At 42.0% G+C, this 21,267-nt stretch carries 15 protein-coding genes and 1 pseudogene; 5 read left to right on the top strand and 11 right to left on the bottom strand.

The genetic code is table 11. From position 1 onward, the window contains the following. Window positions 1-79: 79 nt before the first annotated feature. Window positions 80-1,171 (top strand): YdiY family protein, encoded by a 1,092-nt coding sequence (locus BWD47_RS04160; RefSeq protein WP_083633631.1) that lies wholly within the window; start codon window positions 80-82, stop codon window positions 1,169-1,171. Between the two features lie 79 nt (window positions 1,172-1,250). Here BWD47_RS04160 and BWD47_RS04155 read toward each other — a convergent pair whose 3' ends face one another. The 6 genes and pseudogenes from BWD47_RS04155 to BWD47_RS04130 form a co-directional block, all read right to left on the bottom strand. After that, window positions 1,251-3,404 carry a prolyl oligopeptidase family protein gene (locus BWD47_RS04155; protein ID WP_075593477.1) on the bottom strand — a complete coding sequence of 718 codons (2,154 nt, stop codon included), beginning with the start codon at window positions 3,402-3,404 and terminating at the stop codon, window positions 1,251-1,253. Window positions 3,405-3,562: 158 nt separating this feature from the next. Further along, a pseudogene (locus tag BWD47_RS04150) lies at window positions 3,563-4,564 on the bottom strand (branched-chain amino acid aminotransferase); the annotation flags it as partial. A 176-nt stretch (window positions 4,565-4,740) separates the two neighbouring features. After that, window positions 4,741-5,529 carry an SDR family oxidoreductase gene (locus tag BWD47_RS04145; protein WP_065978510.1) on the bottom strand — a complete coding sequence of 263 codons (789 nt, stop codon included), beginning with the start codon at window positions 5,527-5,529 and terminating at the stop codon, window positions 4,741-4,743. Between the two features lie 35 nt (window positions 5,530-5,564). After that, entirely contained in the window at window positions 5,565-6,068 is a 504-nt protein-coding gene (locus BWD47_RS04140; protein WP_075593475.1) for a DUF962 domain-containing protein, read from the bottom strand. Between the two features lie 92 nt (window positions 6,069-6,160). Then, entirely contained in the window at window positions 6,161-6,565 is a 405-nt protein-coding gene (locus BWD47_RS04135) for a hypothetical protein (protein ID WP_075593474.1), read from the bottom strand. 53 nt (window positions 6,566-6,618) lie between these two features. Further along, window positions 6,619-7,281 carry a Crp/Fnr family transcriptional regulator gene (locus tag BWD47_RS04130; protein WP_065978513.1) on the bottom strand — a complete coding sequence of 221 codons (663 nt, stop codon included), beginning with the start codon at window positions 7,279-7,281 and terminating at the stop codon, window positions 6,619-6,621. 54 nt (window positions 7,282-7,335) lie between these two features. Between BWD47_RS04130 and BWD47_RS04125 the strand changes: the two genes are divergently transcribed. Next, a complete protein-coding gene (locus BWD47_RS04125) occupies window positions 7,336-8,625 on the top strand; it encodes an amidohydrolase (RefSeq protein WP_075593473.1) in 1,290 nt (429 codons plus the stop codon). A gap of 53 nt (window positions 8,626-8,678) precedes the next feature. On the opposite strand, the gene BWD47_RS04120 is transcribed toward BWD47_RS04125, so the two are convergent. The 5 genes from BWD47_RS04120 to BWD47_RS04100 form a co-directional block, all read right to left on the bottom strand. After that, window positions 8,679-9,134 carry an N-acetyltransferase gene (locus BWD47_RS04120; RefSeq protein ID WP_036967814.1) on the bottom strand — a complete coding sequence of 152 codons (456 nt, stop codon included), beginning with the start codon at window positions 9,132-9,134 and terminating at the stop codon, window positions 8,679-8,681. Continuing rightward, complete coding sequence (recD, locus tag BWD47_RS04115) at window positions 9,121-11,154, bottom strand: exodeoxyribonuclease V subunit alpha (RefSeq protein WP_083633640.1); 2,034 nt, start codon at window positions 11,152-11,154, stop codon at window positions 9,121-9,123. Before recD ends, BWD47_RS04120 begins: the two co-directional genes overlap by 14 nt. Window positions 11,155-11,159: 5 nt before the next feature. Next, window positions 11,160-14,741 carry an exodeoxyribonuclease V subunit beta gene (recB, locus tag BWD47_RS04110; RefSeq protein WP_075593472.1) on the bottom strand — a complete coding sequence of 1,194 codons (3,582 nt, stop codon included), beginning with the start codon at window positions 14,739-14,741 and terminating at the stop codon, window positions 11,160-11,162. Beyond that, entirely contained in the window at window positions 14,728-18,030 is a 3,303-nt protein-coding gene (gene recC / locus BWD47_RS04105; RefSeq protein WP_075593471.1) for an exodeoxyribonuclease V subunit gamma, read from the bottom strand. Before recC ends, recB begins: the two co-directional genes overlap by 14 nt. A gap of 120 nt (window positions 18,031-18,150) precedes the next feature. After that, complete coding sequence (locus tag BWD47_RS04100) at window positions 18,151-19,194, bottom strand: alkene reductase (RefSeq protein ID WP_075593470.1); 1,044 nt, start codon at window positions 19,192-19,194, stop codon at window positions 18,151-18,153. 126 nt (window positions 19,195-19,320) lie between these two features. Here BWD47_RS04100 and BWD47_RS04095 point away from each other — a divergent pair, with 126 nt between their 5' ends. The 3 genes from BWD47_RS04095 to BWD47_RS04085 all read left to right on the top strand — a co-directional run. Further along, window positions 19,321-19,902 (top strand): TetR/AcrR family transcriptional regulator, encoded by a 582-nt coding sequence (locus tag BWD47_RS04095; protein WP_036967802.1) that lies wholly within the window; start codon window positions 19,321-19,323, stop codon window positions 19,900-19,902. Window positions 19,903-20,534: 632 nt separating this feature from the next. Next, window positions 20,535-20,933, top strand: coding sequence for a DUF2750 domain-containing protein (locus tag BWD47_RS04090; RefSeq protein ID WP_074989413.1), 399 nt, complete (start codon window positions 20,535-20,537; stop codon window positions 20,931-20,933). A gap of 130 nt (window positions 20,934-21,063) precedes the next feature. After that, window positions 21,064-21,267: transposase domain-containing protein (locus tag BWD47_RS04085; RefSeq protein WP_178387078.1), on the top strand; the 204-nt coding region annotated here is incomplete at its 3' end.

Genomic DNA, 21,267 nt, shown 5'->3' with positions numbered 1-21,267 from the left:
AATATTGAGCTAGTATTTAATTAGTACCTAATTACTATAACAACTTTCTTTCGCATTTTATTAAACATGGATTGGAATAATGCTCAAAAAATACCTGCTTATTAGCACGCTTTTACTCTCTCCTTTAACTTGCTTCGCAAATGAATCCCTGCCTGATCCACTGTTAGAAGAGCGTGGTGTCATCATTAAAGATGCCAGTCAATTTGACTGGGTAAGGCTCAACTCAGGTGAATGGCTCAAAGGTGAACTTATCACAATGTACGATAAAGAGCTTGAATTTGACAGTGATGTACTCGACACCCTCGTAATTGACCGTGAAGATATCTATATGATTGTCTCTGACCGCCATCACACAGTACGCTTTAACGACGGCACAGAACTCAGTGGCACACTTAATATATCAGGCGGTTATGTAAAGGTCGGTGACTTACCGGCAAAGTATCGCTATCGTGATTTAGTGTCGATTGCCCCTTCAATCGACAGTGAGCTCAGCGCGTGGACAGTAAAAATTTCCTTGGGTGCTGATTTATCGCGAGGTAATACAGACCAAACAGAATACTCTGCCAGAGCCGATATTAAACGTCGTACGGCATCGAGTCGCTTTTTAGCCGAGTTTTTAGGCTACCGTACCACCAGCGATGAACAAGTAACTAAAAACAACATTAGAGCCAATGGCACGTTCGACTGGTTTTACACTCAAAAAATGTATTTCCGTCCTATCTTTTTTGAATATTACCGTGACCCTTTTCAAAACATTGCTAATAAATACACTGTAGGCGCAGGTGTCGGTTATTACGTGATGGATACCGACAAAACTGAGTGGGATTTTTCAACTGGCCCTGCGTATCAAAAAACTGAATTTGATACTGTCACCACCGGTGAAGACAAAAGTAATGCGTCAATGTCTTACTTTATTGGCACTAATTTTGAGCATGAACTTACTAAAAAAATCGACTTTACCTTCAATTATCGCTACCTCACGGCCAAAAGTGATACAGGAGGAGATTCTCAATACGCTATGGCAAGTTTCGAGATTGATATTACTGACGACATTGATTTTGATATCTCTCTGGTTTGGGATTACTTAGCAGACCCGATTGCCGACGAGAATGCCGTGGTGCCTGAAAAGGAAGACTATAAAATGATTTTTGCTTTGGGAATCGATTTATAAAATACGCGTTTAAAAACGATCGTTTAAAACAAAAAACGCCGAACAATTTTGCTCGGCGTTTTTGTTACCACTCATTAAATTAAAGTGATTTAACACCCATATTATAAAGCGTGAAACCATAGATATCAGCGTACTGATCAATAATCTTACTGGTTGGTGTACCCGCGCCATGACCCGCGTTAGTTTCAATACGGATCAGGTAAGGGTTCTGTTTTGCACCTTTTGCTTGTAACTCAGCGGCAAATTTAAATGAATGAGCAGGTACAACACGGTCATCGTGATCGCCTGTCGTCACAAGCGTTGCAGGGTACGTTACCCCCTCTTTTACGTTATGAACAGGTGAATACCCTTTCAAGTAGTCAAACATCTCTTTACTTTGTTCACTAGTACCGTAGTCATACGCCCAGCCTGCACCCGCTGTAAATGTGTGATAGCGCAGCATATCCAGTACACCAACAGCCGGTAATGCTACTTTGAATAGCTCTGGGCGCTGGGTCATAACCGCACCAACTAATAAGCCACCGTTTGAACCACCACGCACAGCTAAATAGTCTGGCGAGCTGTATTTTTTATCGTTTAGATATTCTGCAGCCGCAATAAAATCATCAAATACATTTTGTTTTTTAAGCTGTGTACCATTAATGTGCCACTGTTTACCATATTCACCACCGCCACGAATATTAGCAACTGCATACACACCACCGTGCTCAAGCCACGCTGCAACTGTTGGGCTGTAGCTTGGTGTTAAACTTACATTAAAGCCACCATAGCCATATAAAATCGTTGGATTTTTACCGTTAAGTTCAGTGCCTTTCTTATACGAAATAATCATCGGTACTTTCGTGCCGTCTTTCGATGTGTAAAACACTTGTTCAGACACGTACTCGTCGCTGTTAAATTTAGCACCCGACTTGCGATAAACATCCGATTGCCCTGACTCAATATCAAATGAGTAAGTGTTACCCGGCGTCGTGTAATTCGTGAAAGAATAATACAGCGTGTCAGCGTCATGCTTGCCACTAAAACCATAGGCTGTGCCTACACCTGGTAAACTGATTTCGCGAACTAACTTACCTGATTTATCGTACTGCTTAACTTGCGAGATAGCATCGACCATATACTTAGCGAAGAAGTAATTTCCCCCTTTAGTCAGGCTCAATACATTGTCTGTTTCGGGAATAAGATCTTGCCAGTTTTCTGGGCTTGGATTATTCGCATCAACTGTCACAACACGTTTATTCGGTGCATTTAAGTTTGTTACCAAATACAATTTACTGCCATCATTATCAATAATGGATGTATCAGAATCTGTGTTGTCTAAAATTGTCACCAATTCGCTATCTGGATTAGATAAGTCTTTAATAAACAGTTTATTACCAGATGTTGAGGTACTTGCCGAGATGATCAAGTAGCGATTATCACGGGTAACAGCAGCCCCAATATAACGATGTTTTTGTTCTTCTGTGCCACCATAAACTAACTGATCATCCGCTTGAGAAGTGCCAAGCTTATGATAATACACTTTATGTTGATCAGTTTTAGCCGACAGCTCACTCCCTTTTGGCTTATCGTAGCTTGAATAATAAAAACCTTCATTTCCTAACCACGAAATACCACTAAATTTCACATCAACTAACGCCTCTTCAATAGGCTGCTTAGTGGCAGTATCAATAATAATAATTTTACGCCAGTCGCTTCCACCCTCTGAAATCTGGTACGCAGCTAGCGTGCCATCTTCGGTAAACGTTAATCCCGACATAGAGGTTGTGCCATCAGCACTGAATGTATTAGGGTCAAGGAAAACTTCAGCCTCTGAGTCACCTTTTTTACGGTAAACAACGTATTGGTTTTGTAGGCCATCATTTTTGTAGAAATAGGTGTACTCGCCCTCAGTGAACGGCGCAGTGACTTTTTCATAGTTCATTAGCTTTTCGAGAGTCGTTTTTAATTCATCTCGATAAGGAATATTCTTTAGGTAAGAAAATGTCACCTCATTTTCGGCTTTAACCCATTGCGCCGTCTCTTCGCTCATGTCGTCTTCAAGCCAACGGTAAGGATCGGCAACCTTTTCACCGAAATACTCGTCAACAACATTGCCTTTTTTAGTTTCAGGATAATTCACGGCAGCTTTTACCTCTGCAATTTTTACTGTTTGTTCAGTCTTCGTTGTGGTTGATTCACTGCAACCAGCCAGTGCAATTAGAATTGCACATGCAAGCGTCTTCTTAATCATAATCTTCATACTTTTTAGTTATTGTTAACAAACAGAAAATAGAGTTAATGAAATAGAAAGTCTAGCAATTTGCGGTTAAACACAGCCTAGGCTGTAAACCAATGTAAAATACCAATAAAAAAGCCACGCAAGTGCGTGGCTCTGCAATAAAAAGGTGCCTATACTTTAGTCAACCAACCGTGGTTGTCCGGTGATTTACCCCATTGAATATTATTCAATGCTTGGCGTAACTTCGCCACTTTCTCACCCGGCTCGCCCGAGCCTACTTTATACTCTTGGTCGTTATGAATAAGTGTACCAACAGACGTCAGCACTGCAGCAGTGCCTGAAAGCGCAGCTTCAGTACCTGGCTTAGCGGCACGCTCTAGTAATTCACTTACGGTAAAGTTGCGTTCAGACACCGTCATACCTAAATCTCTGGCAATAGTTAAAATACTATTACGCGTAACACCGTGTAAGAAAGTGCTATCAAGTGCCTTGGTGATAATTTCATTACCATCAATAAGAATGAAGTTGGCAGCACCCGTTTCTTGTACGTCACCACCTGGGCAGAACAATATTTGGTCAGCCTGATGCTCAGAGCGTGCTTGTAAAATAGGGCCTAATGCACTGGCGTAGTTACCACCACTTTTTACCATACCCATATGAGGCGCACAGCGCATGCCGTCTTCTTCAAGTAATACACGAAGTGCTGTTGCACCCCCTGCAAAATAATCACCTACAGGCGAAAGAAGCACATACAGTAATGAACTCATTGAAGGCGCAGCCGCTTTACCAATTGCCGCTTCTGTACCAATATGAGTTGGGCGAATATACATTGAACCCGGCGGGGCTGGCGTTTCGTCTGCGTACTCTTTAACAATGTCTTTGATCATTTGCTCAAGCATACTTTCATCAAAATCAGGCAAGTTTAATAGCTTTGAGCTTTGCTTCATTCGGGCAATATTTGCGTCCATACGAAAGATATAGACCGAGCCATCTTCGTGACGAAATGCTTTTAATCCTTCAAAACACGTGCTTGAATAATGTAATACGTGAGCACCTGCGTGTAATTCGATTTTATCAGATGGGACCAGCGCGCTTTCACTCCATGTGTTGTCTGCAAAGCGTGCTTGGATCATGTGTGGCATAAATACAGTACCAAATGCGGCCATTGTTGTTCTCTCTTGTTTGGACTACTTTTTCTCCATTGTATGCTAATACCTCCCCGTTTAACCATAGCTAACGCATGCCTTTTATCGATTAAAGTGCAAATAATTTCACCTCACAGTATAAAAAACACGCAATTTAATTGCGTGTTTTTTATTAATAATCATTCACGGTCACGTTTTTGCTTTTACCGGTAATTCATTCGTGCCGTTAGTCGATTAAAAAAGCGAGGGAAAAAGCGTTTAATTGTCGGCGCTAAACCGCTGATCCCTTCACCAACGACAACCTCATCCTTTTCCGCTTCTATGGCTTTGATCATTTTCGCAGCAGCTCTGCCAACATCCATCCCATTTTCAATCGATTCTTCGGGTTTATTTTGTGGTTTACCTTGCCCATCCAACGAATTATGCGCAATGGCTGTTTTGATTGATCCGGGACAGATTGTTAAACAATTGACATTTTTATCTGCCAGTTCAGCACGCAAACAATCCATAAACCCCACAACCGCATATTTTGAGCCCGAGTAACCGGTTCTGAATTTAGAGCCAACTTTACCCGCCACACTGCTTATAGATACAACCATGCCCATACCTTGTTTAACCATCTGCGGCACGACCACTTTCGTTAATGCAATAAGGCCAAAGTAGTTCACCTCCATTAACTGGCGATACACACTGAAATCGTTTTCTAAAAACAAACTGCGCTGCGACACCCCGCCGTTATTAATTAGCACATCAATGCGCTTAATACGTTCAACAACCGCAGGCATCTCTTTAAGCAGCGCCTCAGGCTCTGCTAAATCGAGTGGCACAACATGATGCATTCCGCCTAAACGTGTATTTAGCGCTTTTAATTTATCTTCATTACGGGCAGATAAAACCAAGATTGCCCCTTTTGCAGCCAATTGTTCGCACAGTGCTTCACCAATACCTGATGATGCCCCCGTAACCCAAACTATTTTATCTTTTAAATTCATGTGTGTTCCTTTTCTTATTGTTATTATTGCTGTTATCACGCTTTATGAGGACCTGCATGTTGCTCAATGTAATCAGCAACATCTTTATAAAAACCAAGTATGATTAAGGCTTCTACGACAACAAATAAGGGCCCAATAACGAGGCCAATAATGTCATCAACAAAGGCGGGTTTTTTACCTTCATAGTAATGACCCATAAATTGAAATAGCCAACCCACCACAAAGCAGCCCACACTCACAGCCAGCCACATTGTTGTTGAAAGCACAACGACAGGCTGTGCAATAATGCTCAATAAAGCAAAGCACACAGCCATAATTAGCCCCATAGAAACACTGAGCATTAAGTAATACAGGCACGTAATCGCAATAACAATACTTGCCACTGTTAACGTAACGGGTTCAAGCATGATTGTTGCGCGTTGCAATAAACAAATAATGGCAAACACAATCAAGGGAATACCAATAAAATGTGTATAGATATTGCGTTTTGAACGGTGATAAAGGGCGTAATTGCTCAGCTGTTGTTTGAGAGTTTTCATTATTATTCCTGCCAAAACTGTGTTCAAAACTCAGATTAGCAGAAAATTTACCACTAAGAATGTCAACTAGCCGACATTTTAAAGTAACTGCATTAAATTAGCGCATCGATGACCTTGCCTTTTTCGGCTTCTGGCTGCATATCCATGCGCTCGCGTCCTTTTTGATATTCTTCATCAAGCATGCCTTGCAACTCATTCATTTTTTCTTGCAGTGCTTTGGTATCTGCACCTTGTTGTTGCATTTGTTCCGCAAGCTTTTCTATTTGTGCTTTGATTTCATCGATTTTCTCTTTATCTACCCCTAAGCGCTGATAAACAAGAGCTTCGTTTGCTGTCTCTAAAAATGAACTTGGTTCGGGTTGTTTTCTTAATAGACTTTGTGCATCAGAAGACGTTTGAGGCATCAATTTTGATTCTGATACATCCAGTGCTCGCTCAAGTTTATTAGTGCCTGAGTAATGATAAGCTTTATATTGGTTATGAAAAGTAATAGCCACACGTAATCGTCCTTTAAACTTGTCTGAAAAGATGTAGCAATTTTAGTTCCAAGCTAACATTGAGCTAAGAGTTTATCTAAATTTTCTATTTCAACTATCTGATACTTAAGACTAATAACTGACTCTGTTTGCAATGATTGTAATATTTGATTCACTGTTTGCCGTGTTAAATAAGTCATATCGGCAAGTTGTTGCTGAGAAAGTGGCAACCTAGTTTGCCCCGATGAGTGGCACAACATATACAGTCGCTTACTGACTTTTTGCTTTGCCGTAAGTAACGCATGATCTTCTAAAGAATCAAACAAACTTCTCACTTTCTCGGTTAATAACACCCCAAAGTCATGCCAGTATATCGGGTGTTCGTTCAGCAATTGAGTGAGTGCTCGTTCAGACACATGTATAAGGCGCACTGAAGTATGGGCATACACATCGTGGGTGCGTTTGCCGCCATCAAAAAGCGCCACTTCACCAAACCACATGGCACTTGTTACAAAACTAAGCACCGCTTCTTTACCTTGTTTGTTTACGCCCGATACACGTAACACCCCACTTATTACACAATACAAACCCGTATTTTCATCACCGCGCAAAAATAAGGCATCACCTGCATTACACGTGATTAATTTAGCGTTTTTAAGTAAGTGTTGCTTAAACTCTTGGCTGCGATTTTTAAACCATTTATCGTGGTTAATTATCGAAAGGTCTTGTTCATTCAATTATTTATACTTACATTGTTATGAGTGCAATTACTTATAATAAGAGGATACAGGATGTTTAACAAACTACTTTCGACCAGCTTACTGCTCAGTGCTATGTCTGCTCCTGCATTTGCCAGTGATATAGAGGCAGAACTTAAATCAGCCAACAATAGTGTCAGTGAAAAGGTCATAAAATGGCGCCGCCATCTGCATCAATATCCAGAACTGAGCAATCGTGAATTTGAAACGGCAAAGTATGTTGCTAAACACCTTCGCTCATTAGGACTAGAAGTGCAAACAGGCGTAGCTCACACCGGTGTGGTGGCCAAATTAAAAGGCGGCAAAAAAGGGCCACTTATCGCGCTTCGTGCAGATATGGATGCCCTGCCGGTTAAAGAGCAAGTTGATTTACCTTTTGCATCAACACAAACAACTGAATATAAAGGTAATACCGTGGGTGTTATGCATGCCTGTGGCCACGATAATCATGTCGCAATCTTAATGGCTGCTGCTGAGTCTTTGGTAAAAATTAAAGATAATCTCGCTGGCGATATTCTATTTGTATTCCAACCTGCAGAAGAAGGTGCACCCGATGGCGAAGAAGGGGGTGCTGAACTAATGCTAAAAGAAGGCTTATTTAAAGAAAAACCCGAAGCCATCTTTGGTTTACATGTCACCAGCTCACTAAACACAGGGCAAATTGGTTTTCGTGAAGGGCCGCTAATGGCCAGCGCCGATAAGTTTACGATTACTGTAAAAGGTCGCCAAACTCATGGCTCGCGTCCTTGGAATGGGGTTGACCCCATTGTCGCGTCATCACAAATTATTATGGCAACGCAAACCATTGCATCACGCCAAGTTGATGTAACAAAAGCCCCTTCTGTTGTCTCTTTTGGTGCCATTAATGGGGGTGTACGTAATAATATAATCCCTGATCAAGTTGAAATGGTCGGTACAATTCGTACTTTTGATCAAAAGATGCGTGCTGATATTAAAAAACGCTTAGCTAAAACCGCCGAAATGGTGGCTGAATCAGGTGGCGCAGAAGCGCATGTTCACATTGATCACGGTTACCCAGTCACCGTGAACGATGTTGAATTAACCAAGAAAATGACACCAACACTTGCAGGTGTGGTTGGCAAAGAAAACCTGATCACAACGCCATTAATAACAGGGGCAGAAGACTTTAGTTACTATGCCTTAGAAACACCAGGAATGTTCTTCTTTTTAGGAGTTACGCCAAAAGGTCAAGATGCCGTAACAGCGCCTAGTAACCATTCACCACACTTTTTTGCAGACGAGAAAGCATTACAATTGGGTGTCAACGCCATGACGCAATTAGTGGTTGATTACCTTAAATAGTTGATTATCTTAAATAATAATCTTGTAAAAAGAGCCGAACTAATCGGCTCTTTTTATTTAACCATGTAGATACAATCTGCCAAAGGCATTAGGGCTGGGTACTTGGATTCTTGAAAGCCTAATTTTTTATAAGCTGCAATGGCCAAGGTATTGTGGGTATATACGAACAGCGACACTGTATTACAGTGCAATTGCTGTTTGCCTTGCTCGCTTAATAAATTAATCAGTATTTTTGCAAGCCCTTGCCCCCGCATATTCAAAGCCACGACCAAACGTCCTAAATGACAGCATCCTTCACGTAAGTAATATTGGCCAAAAGCCAACATCTGGCCCTCATTATTTACCAGCGCGTATGAGTTCAGTTCATCAAGATTTAAATCTTGTTTAAAGCTGTGTGCATCAAATGGGAAGTTAAAAAATGGCCCAGACCAAATACGCAGCTCCGCCTCTGTGTTAAACCAACCCATTAGCTTAGTTAAATGCTCATCAGTCACGCTAACTAGCTGCATGTTTTAACCTATCGAATAAACCCGATGCTCGGGTAACTGATTTATTCATTGCCATTAGTAACACGTTTTTATCTGCCACCAGCTCAAAGGTGTTTTTTGCACGAGTGATCCCCGTGTACACAAGCTGTCTGTTAATCCCTTGGTTTGCTTGATTTATTGGCGGTAAAATCATCGCCGTATACGCAAACTCAGAGCCCTGCGATTTATGAATAGTCATGGCATACACTTTATCGTGAGCGGGTAAACGAGCTGGCGAAAAAGCACGAATGTTTTCTTGCTCATCAATAAACATTGCTTTTAGTTGACCTTGCTCATCGTGCATTAAAATACCAATATCACCATTGAACAGTTTTAACTGATAATCGTTTTGGCTGATCATAATGGGCATGCCCAGGTAATGGCGCTGATACGGTGAAATAAGCCCTTGTTGTGAAAGTGCTTTTTCAATTCGAAGATTAAGGCTGTTTACGCCATAATCGCCCTCTTTCACCGCTGCCAGTAATTGATAGTCAGAAAAAGCATTGTGCACTTTAGCCACCCCAGCACCTTCGCGTATCAGTGTTAAATACGCCTGATAATGCTGGGCTGCTAACTGAACAAAATGCTCAATCGGTTTGTTAATCACATTGTAATTAAGTTTAAGGTCGCTAAAGCCGCCCTCGTTCACCGTTTGCTCAACATACCCAAGTAACCCTTGGCTATTGGTATTAACAGCTTGCGCTAATTGACCTATGCCGCTTTTGCCGTCAAAACGGTAGCTTTGCTGTAAAAACGCAATACAGTCGCTTAACAAGTAACTGTCTTCACTGTGTGAAAGCACGGCGCGATTATTAAAACACACCCGATTGAGTTGCTCTGCCCGCGCTTGGCTGTAGGCGGGCATTTTTTCAAGTGTTAATCCTTGGCATAAATCGCTGAGAATACTGCCAGTATCAACTGAGGCTAATTGGTCTTTATCTCCCAGCAGAATTAACCGAGCATGACTTGGCAGCGCCTCAATTAATTTTGCCATTAACGATAAATCAACCATGGAGGCTTCATCAATGATCAACACATCTAAATGCAGTGGATTACGTTTGTTATGGCGAAATTTATTCGTGTGCGGAATCACGCCAAGTAAGCGGTGAATCGTTTGTGCCGTTTCAGGAATAAGCGGTGCGATGTCTTTTGGGATCATACTGAGTTTTTGCTTCGCTCCCAAAATTGACTCACTTAAACGAGCCGCGGCCTTACCCGTGGGTGCAACCAACTTAATTGTCAACGGTGCACTGGCATACAACGACTGCATAATAGCTAATAATTTGGTGACAGTTGTGGTTTTACCGGTGCCTGGCCCTCCGGTAATCACACTAAAGCCTTTGGTGGCGGCTATGGCACACGCTACTTTTTGCCAATTTAACGTTTTAATAGGATCTGCGGGGTCTTCACGGTGAGCTTCATCAGGGAAATACTCTGTCAAAAGCGCAGTTAACGCCGTTTCATCGATGTTTAGTGGTTTTGCTGCCAAATGACTCAAACGTGACGCTAACACAGTTTCATACTGAGCTAATCGCGCAAAATATAACTTATTAGCAAACAGCAGCAGTGGCTTGTCATCACCCACACAAGCTGCAGCCATGAGCTGTGTTTCAGCTTGCTGCGCGTCATAGTTTTCTGAAAACGGCGAAATAATATCAGGTGCAGCAATGCTTGCCTCCGATACTGCCTGTTCTCTAATTGCAAACGGATTTTGCCAATTAATAGCGTTTAAATCTAAGCAACTATGCTGGCTTTGCTGAGCGACGGCAAGCAACAAAATAAGGTAGAACACCTCATTTTTCTGGGAGGTATCAGTGCCTATTAAAAGCTCAGCAAGTTTTACATCCACTAAGCGAATACGTTTCGTCTCTAACAAAAAGTCCAGTAAGGGCTGTGTTTTCATTTCAACCTCAGTCCCCTCTAATGCCTGTACAGGCTCCTTTAACGGTTCTTTGTGTTTGCGAGGTTGCTCTGGTTCACGTTCATCAAAGCCAAATGTCATCTGACTCATAACATTGCTCCTCGTGCAAATAAACTATCCAGCTCAATTACTTGCTGCTTTGTAAGCTGATTAAAGTACACCCCTTGGCCATCACTCATGCCCCGTAAAAAGGTGTAATACACGCCGCCTAAATGGGTCTCTATGTCGTAATTTTTAACACGTTGTTGTAATAAGCGATGCAGTGCAACAGTGTAAATCAAATACTGTAAATGATATTGGTGACTGCTCATCGCTTGCTCAAGCTGATCATGTTGATAATCAGCTGCGCTGTTGCCTAAAAAGTTCGACTTATAATCAAGAATGTAATACTTATCCTGCCAACAAAAAATTAAATCGATGAAGCCTTTTAGTAAACCTTGCACATCAGTAAAGTCGAGTTTGCCCGGTAAACCAAAATGCTTTACCAAAATTTGATTTAACTTATCACTTGAAAGCGATAATAACGGTAAATTAAACTCCATTTCGACTAAACACACTTCAGGCGAAAGCGCCGATAAACAAAGCCCTTTATCGTTTAGTGGACACTTTAAAGCGGCATTGATCCAGCTTTCGGTCATTGCCTCCCAACTATCATCAATGTGATACTTGGCAAACAGTTTTGTTATTACCTTATCAAGAGCATGGTCGTCACGCTCGTTGTCAGGTCGTTTCAATGCATAGGGATCCGTAAAGTCCAATTGCTCAAATATTTCGTGTAAACAACTGCCCGGCTTTGCACCTTTCGGGAAACTATAGGGGGTTAGTTGCACTGCTTGCTGCGCTAAAAATTCATCTTTTTCGTGATCTTCATCACTGCGCCCCAGTTCAATATGATCAGTCTGCTTTTTAAAGGTTAATGCACTAAAGCTGGTTGAACGCCAATCTCGTTCAATGTGGGTTTCGAGTGTGTTGACTTGATATGACTGCTCAGCATCTGTGCTTCTTAGGTCAAGCACAGTGACCTCATCGGGTTGCGTAAAAGCTTCAAAATGCATATGCGCCGACTGAGCACAAAAATCGCTTAATAACCTGTGCCACTCATCAGCCGATTTAATTTCTTCCCCTGCAAACAGTACATGACCAATACTGGTACTTTGTATACCAGGGCGATTACTGCGCCCTTGTGCAATGTTATACACACCGACTGAGCAAAAATGTACCGCACGGGTCAACGCCACATACAATAAACGCAAGTCTTCAGCTAAGCGTTCTTGCTCTGCTTTTTGTAAGGCCTCATCACTGTTAGCAAGGTCGTAAACCAGTTTTCCGTTATGATGATAAAGCGCTTCTTTGGTTTCACGGTAGCCACAAGCAAACGGCATAAACACTATCGGATATTCCAAGCCCTTTGAAGCATGCATCGTGACGATTTTTACTAAATTGGCATCGCTTTCAAGACGAACTTGCACCGCTTCACCCTCTTGTTGGCTGACCTTTTGCGCAAACCAGCGCAATAATCGGTGAGTGCCTTCTAGTTCAATTTGCTTTTGCTGCAAGATTTCACCTAAATGGCGAAAATCTGTCAGCCAACGTTCCACGTTATAACCAAGCCCCTGCCAGCGTGCAGCGAGTTGATTGTGGCTCAGTAAGCGCTCAAGCATCGCCATCGCACCTTGCTTATGCCAAATATGTGAAAGCTGAGCGAAAAAGTTTAAATGTTCTTGCCATTCGCTTTCGTTTTCATGTAACGCATAAATACGGTTATAGCTTAAGCAAAACAAGGGGCCTGCCAGTACGCCGCGCAATAATGATTCATCGTACTGACCATGAAGCGCTGTTAAAAAGTTTAATAAATGATGACTAAGCTCTTGCTGAAACACGCTATCGCGAGATAAATACACGCTGGCAATGGCTGCCTCACTCAACGCCGACTTCATCAGTTGTGCTTCGTTTCTATCTCGCACTAATACACAAATATCGGCAGCGGTGACCGCTTTGCCAGCAATTGTGGCTTCACCTGAATGCGCCTGCTTAAGTAAGCGTGTGATTTTTTGTGTGTAGTGCTGGGCAAGCGCCTGCTGGGCAACCCCTTTGCTGGTTGGCTTATTATTAGCCTGAGCGTATTCATCAACAAACACTGAAAACTCAAATGCATTGGTGGTTTCGCCATTGATTAAAAACGCTTTGTTTTCAGGCTTCCCCTTTGCATGAACTGCTTGAAACGGAATCGCATCGTTATAAATAAAGCTATTAGCGTTTTTAGAAAAAATGCGATTTACACTCTCGACCACCCCTTCACTTGAGCGAAAGTTAGTGTCTAATGTGTATTGTTTTTGCGCAACAACCGCCTTTTTGGCACCAATATAGGTAAAAATATCTGCACCACGAAAACCATAAATAGCCTGCTTTGGGTCGCCTATCATAGCGAGTGTGGTATTTTTGGCGTTATAAATGCGGCTAAAAATACCGTATTGCACTGGGTCGGTATCTTGGAATTCGTCTATCATGGCAACAGGAAATAAGGCCGCTATTTTTTCGCTTAGCACGTCTCCTTGGTCGCTACAAAGTGCCTGATACAAGTTAGTTAGCAAATCATCAGGGGTGATAACCCCTTGCTCCTGCTTACGTTTTATAAGTGCATTCGCAACCCATTTTGTTGCATATTGCACTATCGCAATATTCAAGCCGTTATTAATAAGGCTACTCAGTTTGGCCATTTCATCAAACTGTGTCGTCATTGCGTGATTAAGCAAACTGCCGTTTTTCTTATAATTCGCAGGGTCGCTTAAATTCTCTGTGCTCCAAACTTCAAACGAATACTTGCTGGTGCCAAATACAAAAAAGGTGTCGTCATTGTTTAGATATTCTTCAAGCGCTGCAAGGCTGTTTTTGCGGCCTGGCGTTTTAGAACCACTCAGATCAGACGCTTTTACAGCATTGATAAATTCACTGTCACGGCATGCTTTTTTAAAAGCAGGTACTTTTGCGACAAAGTTATCGCGTGCTTGCCATATTTCATCAAGGTTGTATTCAGGGGTAATAATCGCCCCTTGTTTGCTGAGCAAACTGACCACGTGCGGATACATCGACGCTGGCACCGGGAAAATATCAGTAATAGCTTCTGTGCGCGCTTTTGACTGTGGGTATACAAAGGCACGCCAAAAATCATTGAGTGTTTCTTGAATGAGCTCTCGCTCATCTAAAATAAATTCTAAGTTAAACGCTACACCCGACTCAAATGCGTGCTGTTTGAGCATGCGCTGACAAAAGCCATGAATAGTAAAAATCGCCGCTTCGTCCATTGATTTGGCCGCAGCGTCGAGTAAATCAAACGCCGCGTGTTTGTCATTAACTTCATTAATAATTTGACTAATTAATTCATCTTCAGGATTTTTGCCCAGCAGTGCATCTCTGGCATTGATTATACGTGCGCGCACACGGTCTTTTATTTCTTGAGTAGCCGCCTCAGTGAAAGTAACAACCAATATTTGTTCAACACTGAGCGGGGTATTTAAAAGCGCAGTGCCATCTTCGTCCGTCGCTTTTTGTAAGCCCAATATATAACGTAAATACAACCCCGTTATAGTGTACGTTTTACCTGTACCGGCACTGGCTTCAATCAGGCTTTGCCCACAAAGCTCCATGCTAATAGGATTAAGCGTTTGCATGGTCAGCCTCCTGCGCTAATTCAACCAGCGGCGATAAAAGCAGCTCACTCCAATGAATAAACTCGTCTTCGCAGTCTTTTAGATTCCGAATGGTTAGGCGAATATAGGGGTTTTCTCCTTCACCTACACCGATATATTGCGGGGCAAATTTATTATTCGCTTTTGCCATGTCTTTATTTGTTTTAATGTACTCGTAGCCACTTACTGGAAAAAATGCCACTGGCCGTGTAAGTAATGCTTTATAGAGCATAAACCAATCGTTCAAATAACCACGTGCATCGTCTTGTGAAAGCGCTGAAAAACTAATTTGTTTATCTAAACCAAGTATTAAGGTTTCAACATGTTGGCCCATGATCTGTGCAGCTAAATGCTGAATAAAGCCCTTAATCACGTCTTTGGCTTTAATGCTTGCGGTACGATAAAACACCTGTTTTTGCCCGTAAATGTGGTTAAGCCAGCCCTCTAAGGTGGTATTTTCAAGAGTTATTTTGACTTCAATTGGCAGCAACTCATCATCTTGAATATGGGCTTTCACCTGCCCTGCTAACGCATCAACACGGTGCTGCATACTTTCAAACACCAAATCGCCAACATGCGCTTGGGGCAACTCACCGCGTTGCATGATTTGCGCTTTATTAAGTGGTGTTTCTAGAATACTGGCTTCTAAAATTTCATCTAAGTAGAAATAGCGACGCAGTGCATCAAGGCTAAATGGCTCTTCATCTTTCGCAATATCATTAAATTGCGGCAACCTTAAGCCCAAACTCTGCTGATAAAAGCTTTCGTGCGGCTGACACACACTGCGAATAAACTGGTTTAGCTCAACAATTTGCTCGGGTGATACACACAGGTCTTGCTGTGGCTCTGGCGTAATACTTTGAGCGGGTATCCACACCGGGTTATAGCTGTGTAATTGTGTTACCGTAGGCTGTTTAGTCTTGAGATAATAAGCAGGATTAAACGGTTGCAAGTGCTGATAATTAATCAGCGCCTCGGGCAGTGCTGCGTGACAGTCTTTTTCATCGTCAAACTTAAAGCTACGGGCGATGTATTCTAACAGCTCACTGACGAGTGTTGAGGGCATTCTTGGTTGGTTATCAAAACACGAGCGCCCAATATAACTGATATATAAGTTTTCACGGGCGCTTAAAATGGCTTCTAAAAACAGATACCTGTCATCTAGTTTACGCGAACGGTCGCCTTTTTGGCGTTTTGAATACGGCACTAAGTCAAAACCAATGGGCTGCACGGTACGAGGGTAATCGGCATCGTTCAGACCCAGCATACACACCACTTTAAAGGGCACGGCACGCATTGGCATCAACGTACAAAAGTTCACTTGCCCAACTAAAAAGCGCTGTCCTACGCCTTTCTCTTGAATACCTTGCTTCACTAAATAGCTAACAATACGCTGCGAAACATCCCCTTGGTAATCACCGTTTTCGTAGTGCTTAATTAACGTATCAAGCACTTTTTGCAGTACCAGTAAATCCCAGCTTTGCTCGCCCTCATCACTGTAAATTTCGCCAAGCAGGGCTTTTAAAATCGCGGCTTTTTCGTTTAATGGTGCATCATCGTGTAGTTTTTCTTTATAACGAGCCAATACATCAATAAATTCAATTAATTTATTAAGGGTATTTAACGCCATGCCTTCGACTTCATCGGCACTGTAAATTCCCGAAAATGGCAGGTGCTCATCACGTTGTGCCACCCCTAGCAGTAACCGGTTTAACCCATGCTGCCAGGTATTTAAATCAATAGCAGGAAGACCAAAACTGTCTTTATGCGCGGCATCTAAGCCCCATTTAACGCCCACTCGCTCAAGCCAAAAGCCAATTTGTTCGTATTCATGAGCCTCTAAGTTAAACTTTTCGGCTATTTGTGTGACTTGCAGTAAATCAAGAATGTCAGACACACCAAACCGTGAGTAAGGTAAATCGGCCAAACTTGCAAATGAACTCAGTACAGGTTTTTCTTGTTCAATGGCTAAATCGGCTAACGCATAAGGAATAAAACGACGACCTTCTGCACCACCAAAAACGGCCTCGATATACGGGCTGTAGGTGCCAACATCGGGCATCATCACAATAATATCTTTCGGCGTTAAGTGTTGGTTTTGGTTAAACAAATTTAGTAAGTAATCATGAAGCCGCTCTACTTCACGCAGTGGCGTGTGACAGTCACTGAGCACAATGCTGGTATCACCTGCTTTAATTGGCAGTTTACCTTCATCGTTAATAAACCATTCTTTATCGGGTGTAAGCGATTCGCCTTTAAACGCTAATTGATAAATTTCGGCGTGAATTTGCGATAATAAAGTGTCATCAAATTCATTCTCAAAACCATCTAACCACTGCGCGTCTAGCTGCAATAATTGCTCAAAGTAATCTCGGCCTAATTTCCCCCACGACGATAGCAGCGGATTGCCAATAAAAAAGTACTCATGGTCGGGATTTTTTGCGTGGTCTTCAAGCGCATCTAGGTGCGGACGTTTGGCATATTTTGCAGCAATTTTAGCAGCCGTTTTTTCATCTAAAGTGTCACCCCAATAGTGCTCGCTTGGATTGAAGAAAAACAGAAACACCTGCGTTTTTTTCGCAATGGCTTGGAATACTTCAAGCTGACTACTGGCAATCGCCGAAATACCAAATAAGCTAATACGCTCGGGTAATAAGCTGCTATCCATCGTTTCAAGCGCAGCGAGTAATTGGTCTTGCATATTGGCACGATGATATTGGCTTTGGCCAAGTTGTTTACTGTGCGCCACCAGCCTACGCCAAAGGTCAGGCTGCCAAGGTGCTATGCCTATATCAACATCATCGAGTTGATCTGTGCCCTGCTCCCACGTGGCAATCCAATGTGGACGATACATTAGGTATTGGTCATACACATCGGCGATTTTTTCACATAATGCGAAGGTCTTTTGGCCATCAGTATCGCCATCTAAATACGTTTTTAGAGGTAAATACAACGGCTCATCAATACAATCAGGCAGAATAGCAAACAGCTTCCACGCAAGGTTTGCTTTATTATAGGGAGATTCACTGGGCACATCGGGCAATAGTTGCTGATACAGCTGCCAAATAAAACTAGATGGCAGTGGAAAATCAACCTGTGCGGCAATGCCTAAATGTTCACTTAAGCCTATTTTTAGCCACTGCGACATACCGGGTGACTGCACAAGCACAATTTCTTTTTTGAATGGACTCGTTAACGGATTAACTTTAAGAAGAGCGTGAAACCGCGCTTGCAGTGCTTCCATGCGATTTGATTGAATTATATTCAGCACTTTACACTGTCCTTGCTTGAAACTAACTAATTGACACAGTGTAAGATATTTTAATTAGATGGGATAGGTATAAGAGTCACCTAAGTACGCTCTTAGGTGACAATTTAAGCGATCTGCAGATTAGATAAGTTCTGCCAGCATTTCTTCGCTGTAAGGTGTTAATGCTTCACCATGGGTAACTTTACTAATGTAATCTGGGTTTGCGATAAAGGGGCGTCCAATCGCGATTAAGTCAAATTGGTTGTTATCGATTGCCTGATTAGCTGACTCAAACGTATAACTACCTACACCCACTAATGTCCCTTTATATCCACTACGTAAGTATTCAGATGTCGTTTTATTTTCAAGGCTTGCAAAACGCATACTGTCATCAAAAATACCCGCATGAAGATAGGCAAGATTGCGACTTTCAAGCGCTGTTAATAAATAATCAAACACGGCCTTATCGCGGTTATCTTCACTCATATTAAAATATGCACCCGGAGATAAACGTAATGCTGTTTTATCTGCGCCAATGGCTGCGATTACAGCATCTACCACCTCTAAGGCGAAACGTGACATATTTTCAGGTGTTTGACCGTATTGGTCATCGCGTTGGTTGGCAGCGAAGTGTAAGAATTGATCAATTAAATACCCATTTGCACCATGGATTTCAACCCCGTCAAAGCCCGCTTCTATAGCGTTTTCAGCCGCTTTAGCGTAATCAGCAATTAAACCTTGAATGTCTTCAATGGTTGCTGCTTTTGGTGTCACGTAAGTTAATTCACGCATGCGTGGCACAGACCCTTCTACACCGATTGCCGAAGGAGCAAGTACATCACCACCAAAAAAATGAGGGTGAGCCACACGCCCTACATGCCAAAGCTGAGCAAACATTTTGCCGCCTTTCGCATGCACTGCATCGGTGACTTTTTTCCAGCCTTGAATCTGTTCGCTGGTAAATAGCCCTGGGGTATTTGGGTAACCCTGTGCATCAGGGCGAATAATTGTCGCTTCACTAATGATTAAACCGGCATCGGCACGGCGTGCATAGTAGTCAACCATTGCTTGAGTGGGGACTAAATCATCATCACTCATACAGCGCGTAAGCGGTGCCATTAATACACGGTTTTGCAATTCAATAGTGTCGTTTAACCTAAAGGGAGTTAATAAATCAGTAGCCATAAATGTCTCAATTATTTTTGAATGTACATTCAAGATAGGGATTCTTGAATCATTATTCAAGGCTATTTTTGAATATTTGTTCAAGATTAAGTAGACTGCAAATAATGACCTCAAAAAGTTGACGTAATGAGAACCGCTGAATTTGATAATGACTATGTGTTAAGACAAGCCATGCTAGCCTTCATGGAGTTTGGGTATGCTAAAACCAGCATGCAAAAACTAACGCACGTTACTGGCCTTCACCCCGGTTCGCTGTACGGCGCCTTTGGCAATAAAAAAGCAATATTTTTAAGAGCTATAGAACAATATCAAAAAGATCGTAATCAACAGTTCACAGCGCTATTTCATAATAAACAACCTATTTTAGAGACACTTAAAAATTATCTGACCCTCATTGTTGATGAGTGTATCAAAGGCGAAGTAGCAAAAGTGTGCTTGCTCACCAAGAGTATTTCAGAGGTAGAAGGCAACGATCCACAAATTTGCAGCGTGCTACGTGGCAACTTAAATGCCTACGAAAATACGCTTGCCGAACAAATTCAAAAAGCCCTTGATAACAACGAATTTAAAAGCAGTAAAACCGCGCAGCAATTGGCGCGCTTTTTAGTTATGGGTATTTATGGTATTCGTACTTATGCGCTCACTAATAGCGATCCGAAAGCGCTACAGCTGCTTGCCGATGATTTATATTGTGCCCTTCTTAATTAACTCACGGCACTCGCACTATTAATAACTACTATGTCGCCACGCCAATAGCGAATAGTTATCTTACAAAAAAGCAGATCAATTTAGGAGACCACTTTTCTCTTATTACACATACACATAAAGCAACTGAGCCTGGAAAATATATATTTACAATCACAGCAAGTAACCATGACTTCATTGAACAGCTCAGTGTTAAATTAACTGTCCTGCCCCATAATCCCACTTTGTAGGTTTACTCATCCCGATAAATTGACCCTTCCTAACGACCCAACTCACAGCGTTATCAGCACGATTACTGTTGTAGAAAAAGTGCACGTGTACCCTGCTTATGTCACTGTTAATATTAATTCTTCGTGGATAAATGATTTATCTTTTGCATTGGTGCCACCTTCCAGTGAACGATTTCAGTTACTTAAATCTAAATCGACAAGTGCGAAATCAACACATACCGAACCAACAACTATCTAATTTATAAACAACGAATGCACCAATGGCTGGCCGCTTACGTTAATAGCCGTGAAGGCGCATTAACCACCATTCATTGCACAGAGATAATCGCTTTATTACTTGTCATATTAATTTATCACCTTATGATTAAGATAATGCTGTGTATAACTAAAAAGAGTGAGCCTGTCATGAATAATGCAACTGCAAAACGTGTTGAAACAGAATTAGACGAAATCCTTGCCCTTGGTACAAAAAAACGACTCGCTTATATGTTTGAAATGGTTCACGAATTTAAACAGATTTGGATCCTTAATGATGAGCACGGCTGTGTAATGCTTACCAATGAAGACGATGACTGCGTACCCGTTTGGCCTAGCCGTGAGTTTGCACAAAGTTGGGCAACCGGAGAGTGGCAAGATTGCGAGCCCAAAGCGATACCCGTCAAAGATTGGTTGAGCCGCTGGACGCCAGGCCTTGAACAAGATGACTTACTGATTGCCGTTTTTCCAACTGAACAAGATGACGGTACTATTTTATTCCCTGACGAATTTGACTCGCAACTAAGAGTGCCAAAAAGACGTTTTTAAATCATGCTTATAACTTAAAAAAGGGAGCAATAGCTCTAATGCCGATCAGTTAAGACTTTAATCGGCGGATCAGTTGAATGATCCCCTCTATATGTAAAAATCCGATAGACCCTGTTTATCGGATTTTTTTATGCACGTATCTCAAGCCCTCAACATTATTAACAGTTACAAACCAAATCAAGTTGAAACACTCGCAGACCTTTTGCCCATTGAACTTATCAATAGTGCTTACGAACTCACTGATACGGTTACTCTAAGAAAGCGAAAGCTCACTTTAGAGTCGATGGCATGGCTACTGGTTGGAATGGCAATCTATAACGATAAGTCCATGGCT

This window comes from Pseudoalteromonas sp. PAB 2.2 (genome assembly GCF_001938575.1).
In the GTDB taxonomy this organism is placed as follows: Bacteria; Pseudomonadota; Gammaproteobacteria; order Enterobacterales; family Alteromonadaceae; genus Pseudoalteromonas; species Pseudoalteromonas lipolytica.
Note: the sequence above shows the minus strand (reverse complement) of the source record. Positions and strands in the feature narration are given on the sequence as shown.

Excerpts from the sequence above, each read along its gene's own strand:
- BWD47_RS04160 (WP_083633631.1), top strand. The coding sequence starts at position 80 with ATGCTCAAAAAATACCTGCTTATTAGCACGCTTTTACTCTCTCCTTTA.
- BWD47_RS04155 (WP_075593477.1), bottom strand. The coding sequence starts at position 3,404 with ATGATTAAGAAGACGCTTGCATGTGCAATTCTAATTGCACTGGCTGGT.
- BWD47_RS04145 (WP_065978510.1), bottom strand. The coding sequence starts at position 5,529 with ATGAATTTAAAAGATAAAATAGTTTGGGTTACGGGGGCATCATCAGGT.
- BWD47_RS04140 (WP_075593475.1), bottom strand. The coding sequence starts at position 6,068 with ATGAAAACTCTCAAACAACAGCTGAGCAATTACGCCCTTTATCACCGT.
- BWD47_RS04125 (WP_075593473.1), top strand. The coding sequence starts at position 7,336 with ATGTTTAACAAACTACTTTCGACCAGCTTACTGCTCAGTGCTATGTCT.
- BWD47_RS04120 (WP_036967814.1), bottom strand. The coding sequence starts at position 9,134 with ATGCAGCTAGTTAGCGTGACTGATGAGCATTTAACTAAGCTAATGGGT.
- recD (WP_083633640.1), bottom strand. The coding sequence starts at position 11,154 with ATGACATTTGGCTTTGATGAACGTGAACCAGAGCAACCTCGCAAACAC.
- recB (WP_075593472.1), bottom strand. The coding sequence starts at position 14,741 with ATGCAAACGCTTAATCCTATTAGCATGGAGCTTTGTGGGCAAAGCCTG.
- BWD47_RS04100 (WP_075593470.1), bottom strand. The coding sequence starts at position 19,194 with ATGGCTACTGATTTATTAACTCCCTTTAGGTTAAACGACACTATTGAA.
- BWD47_RS04095 (WP_036967802.1), top strand. The coding sequence starts at position 19,321 with ATGAGAACCGCTGAATTTGATAATGACTATGTGTTAAGACAAGCCATG.
- BWD47_RS04090 (WP_074989413.1), top strand. The coding sequence starts at position 20,535 with ATGAATAATGCAACTGCAAAACGTGTTGAAACAGAATTAGACGAAATC.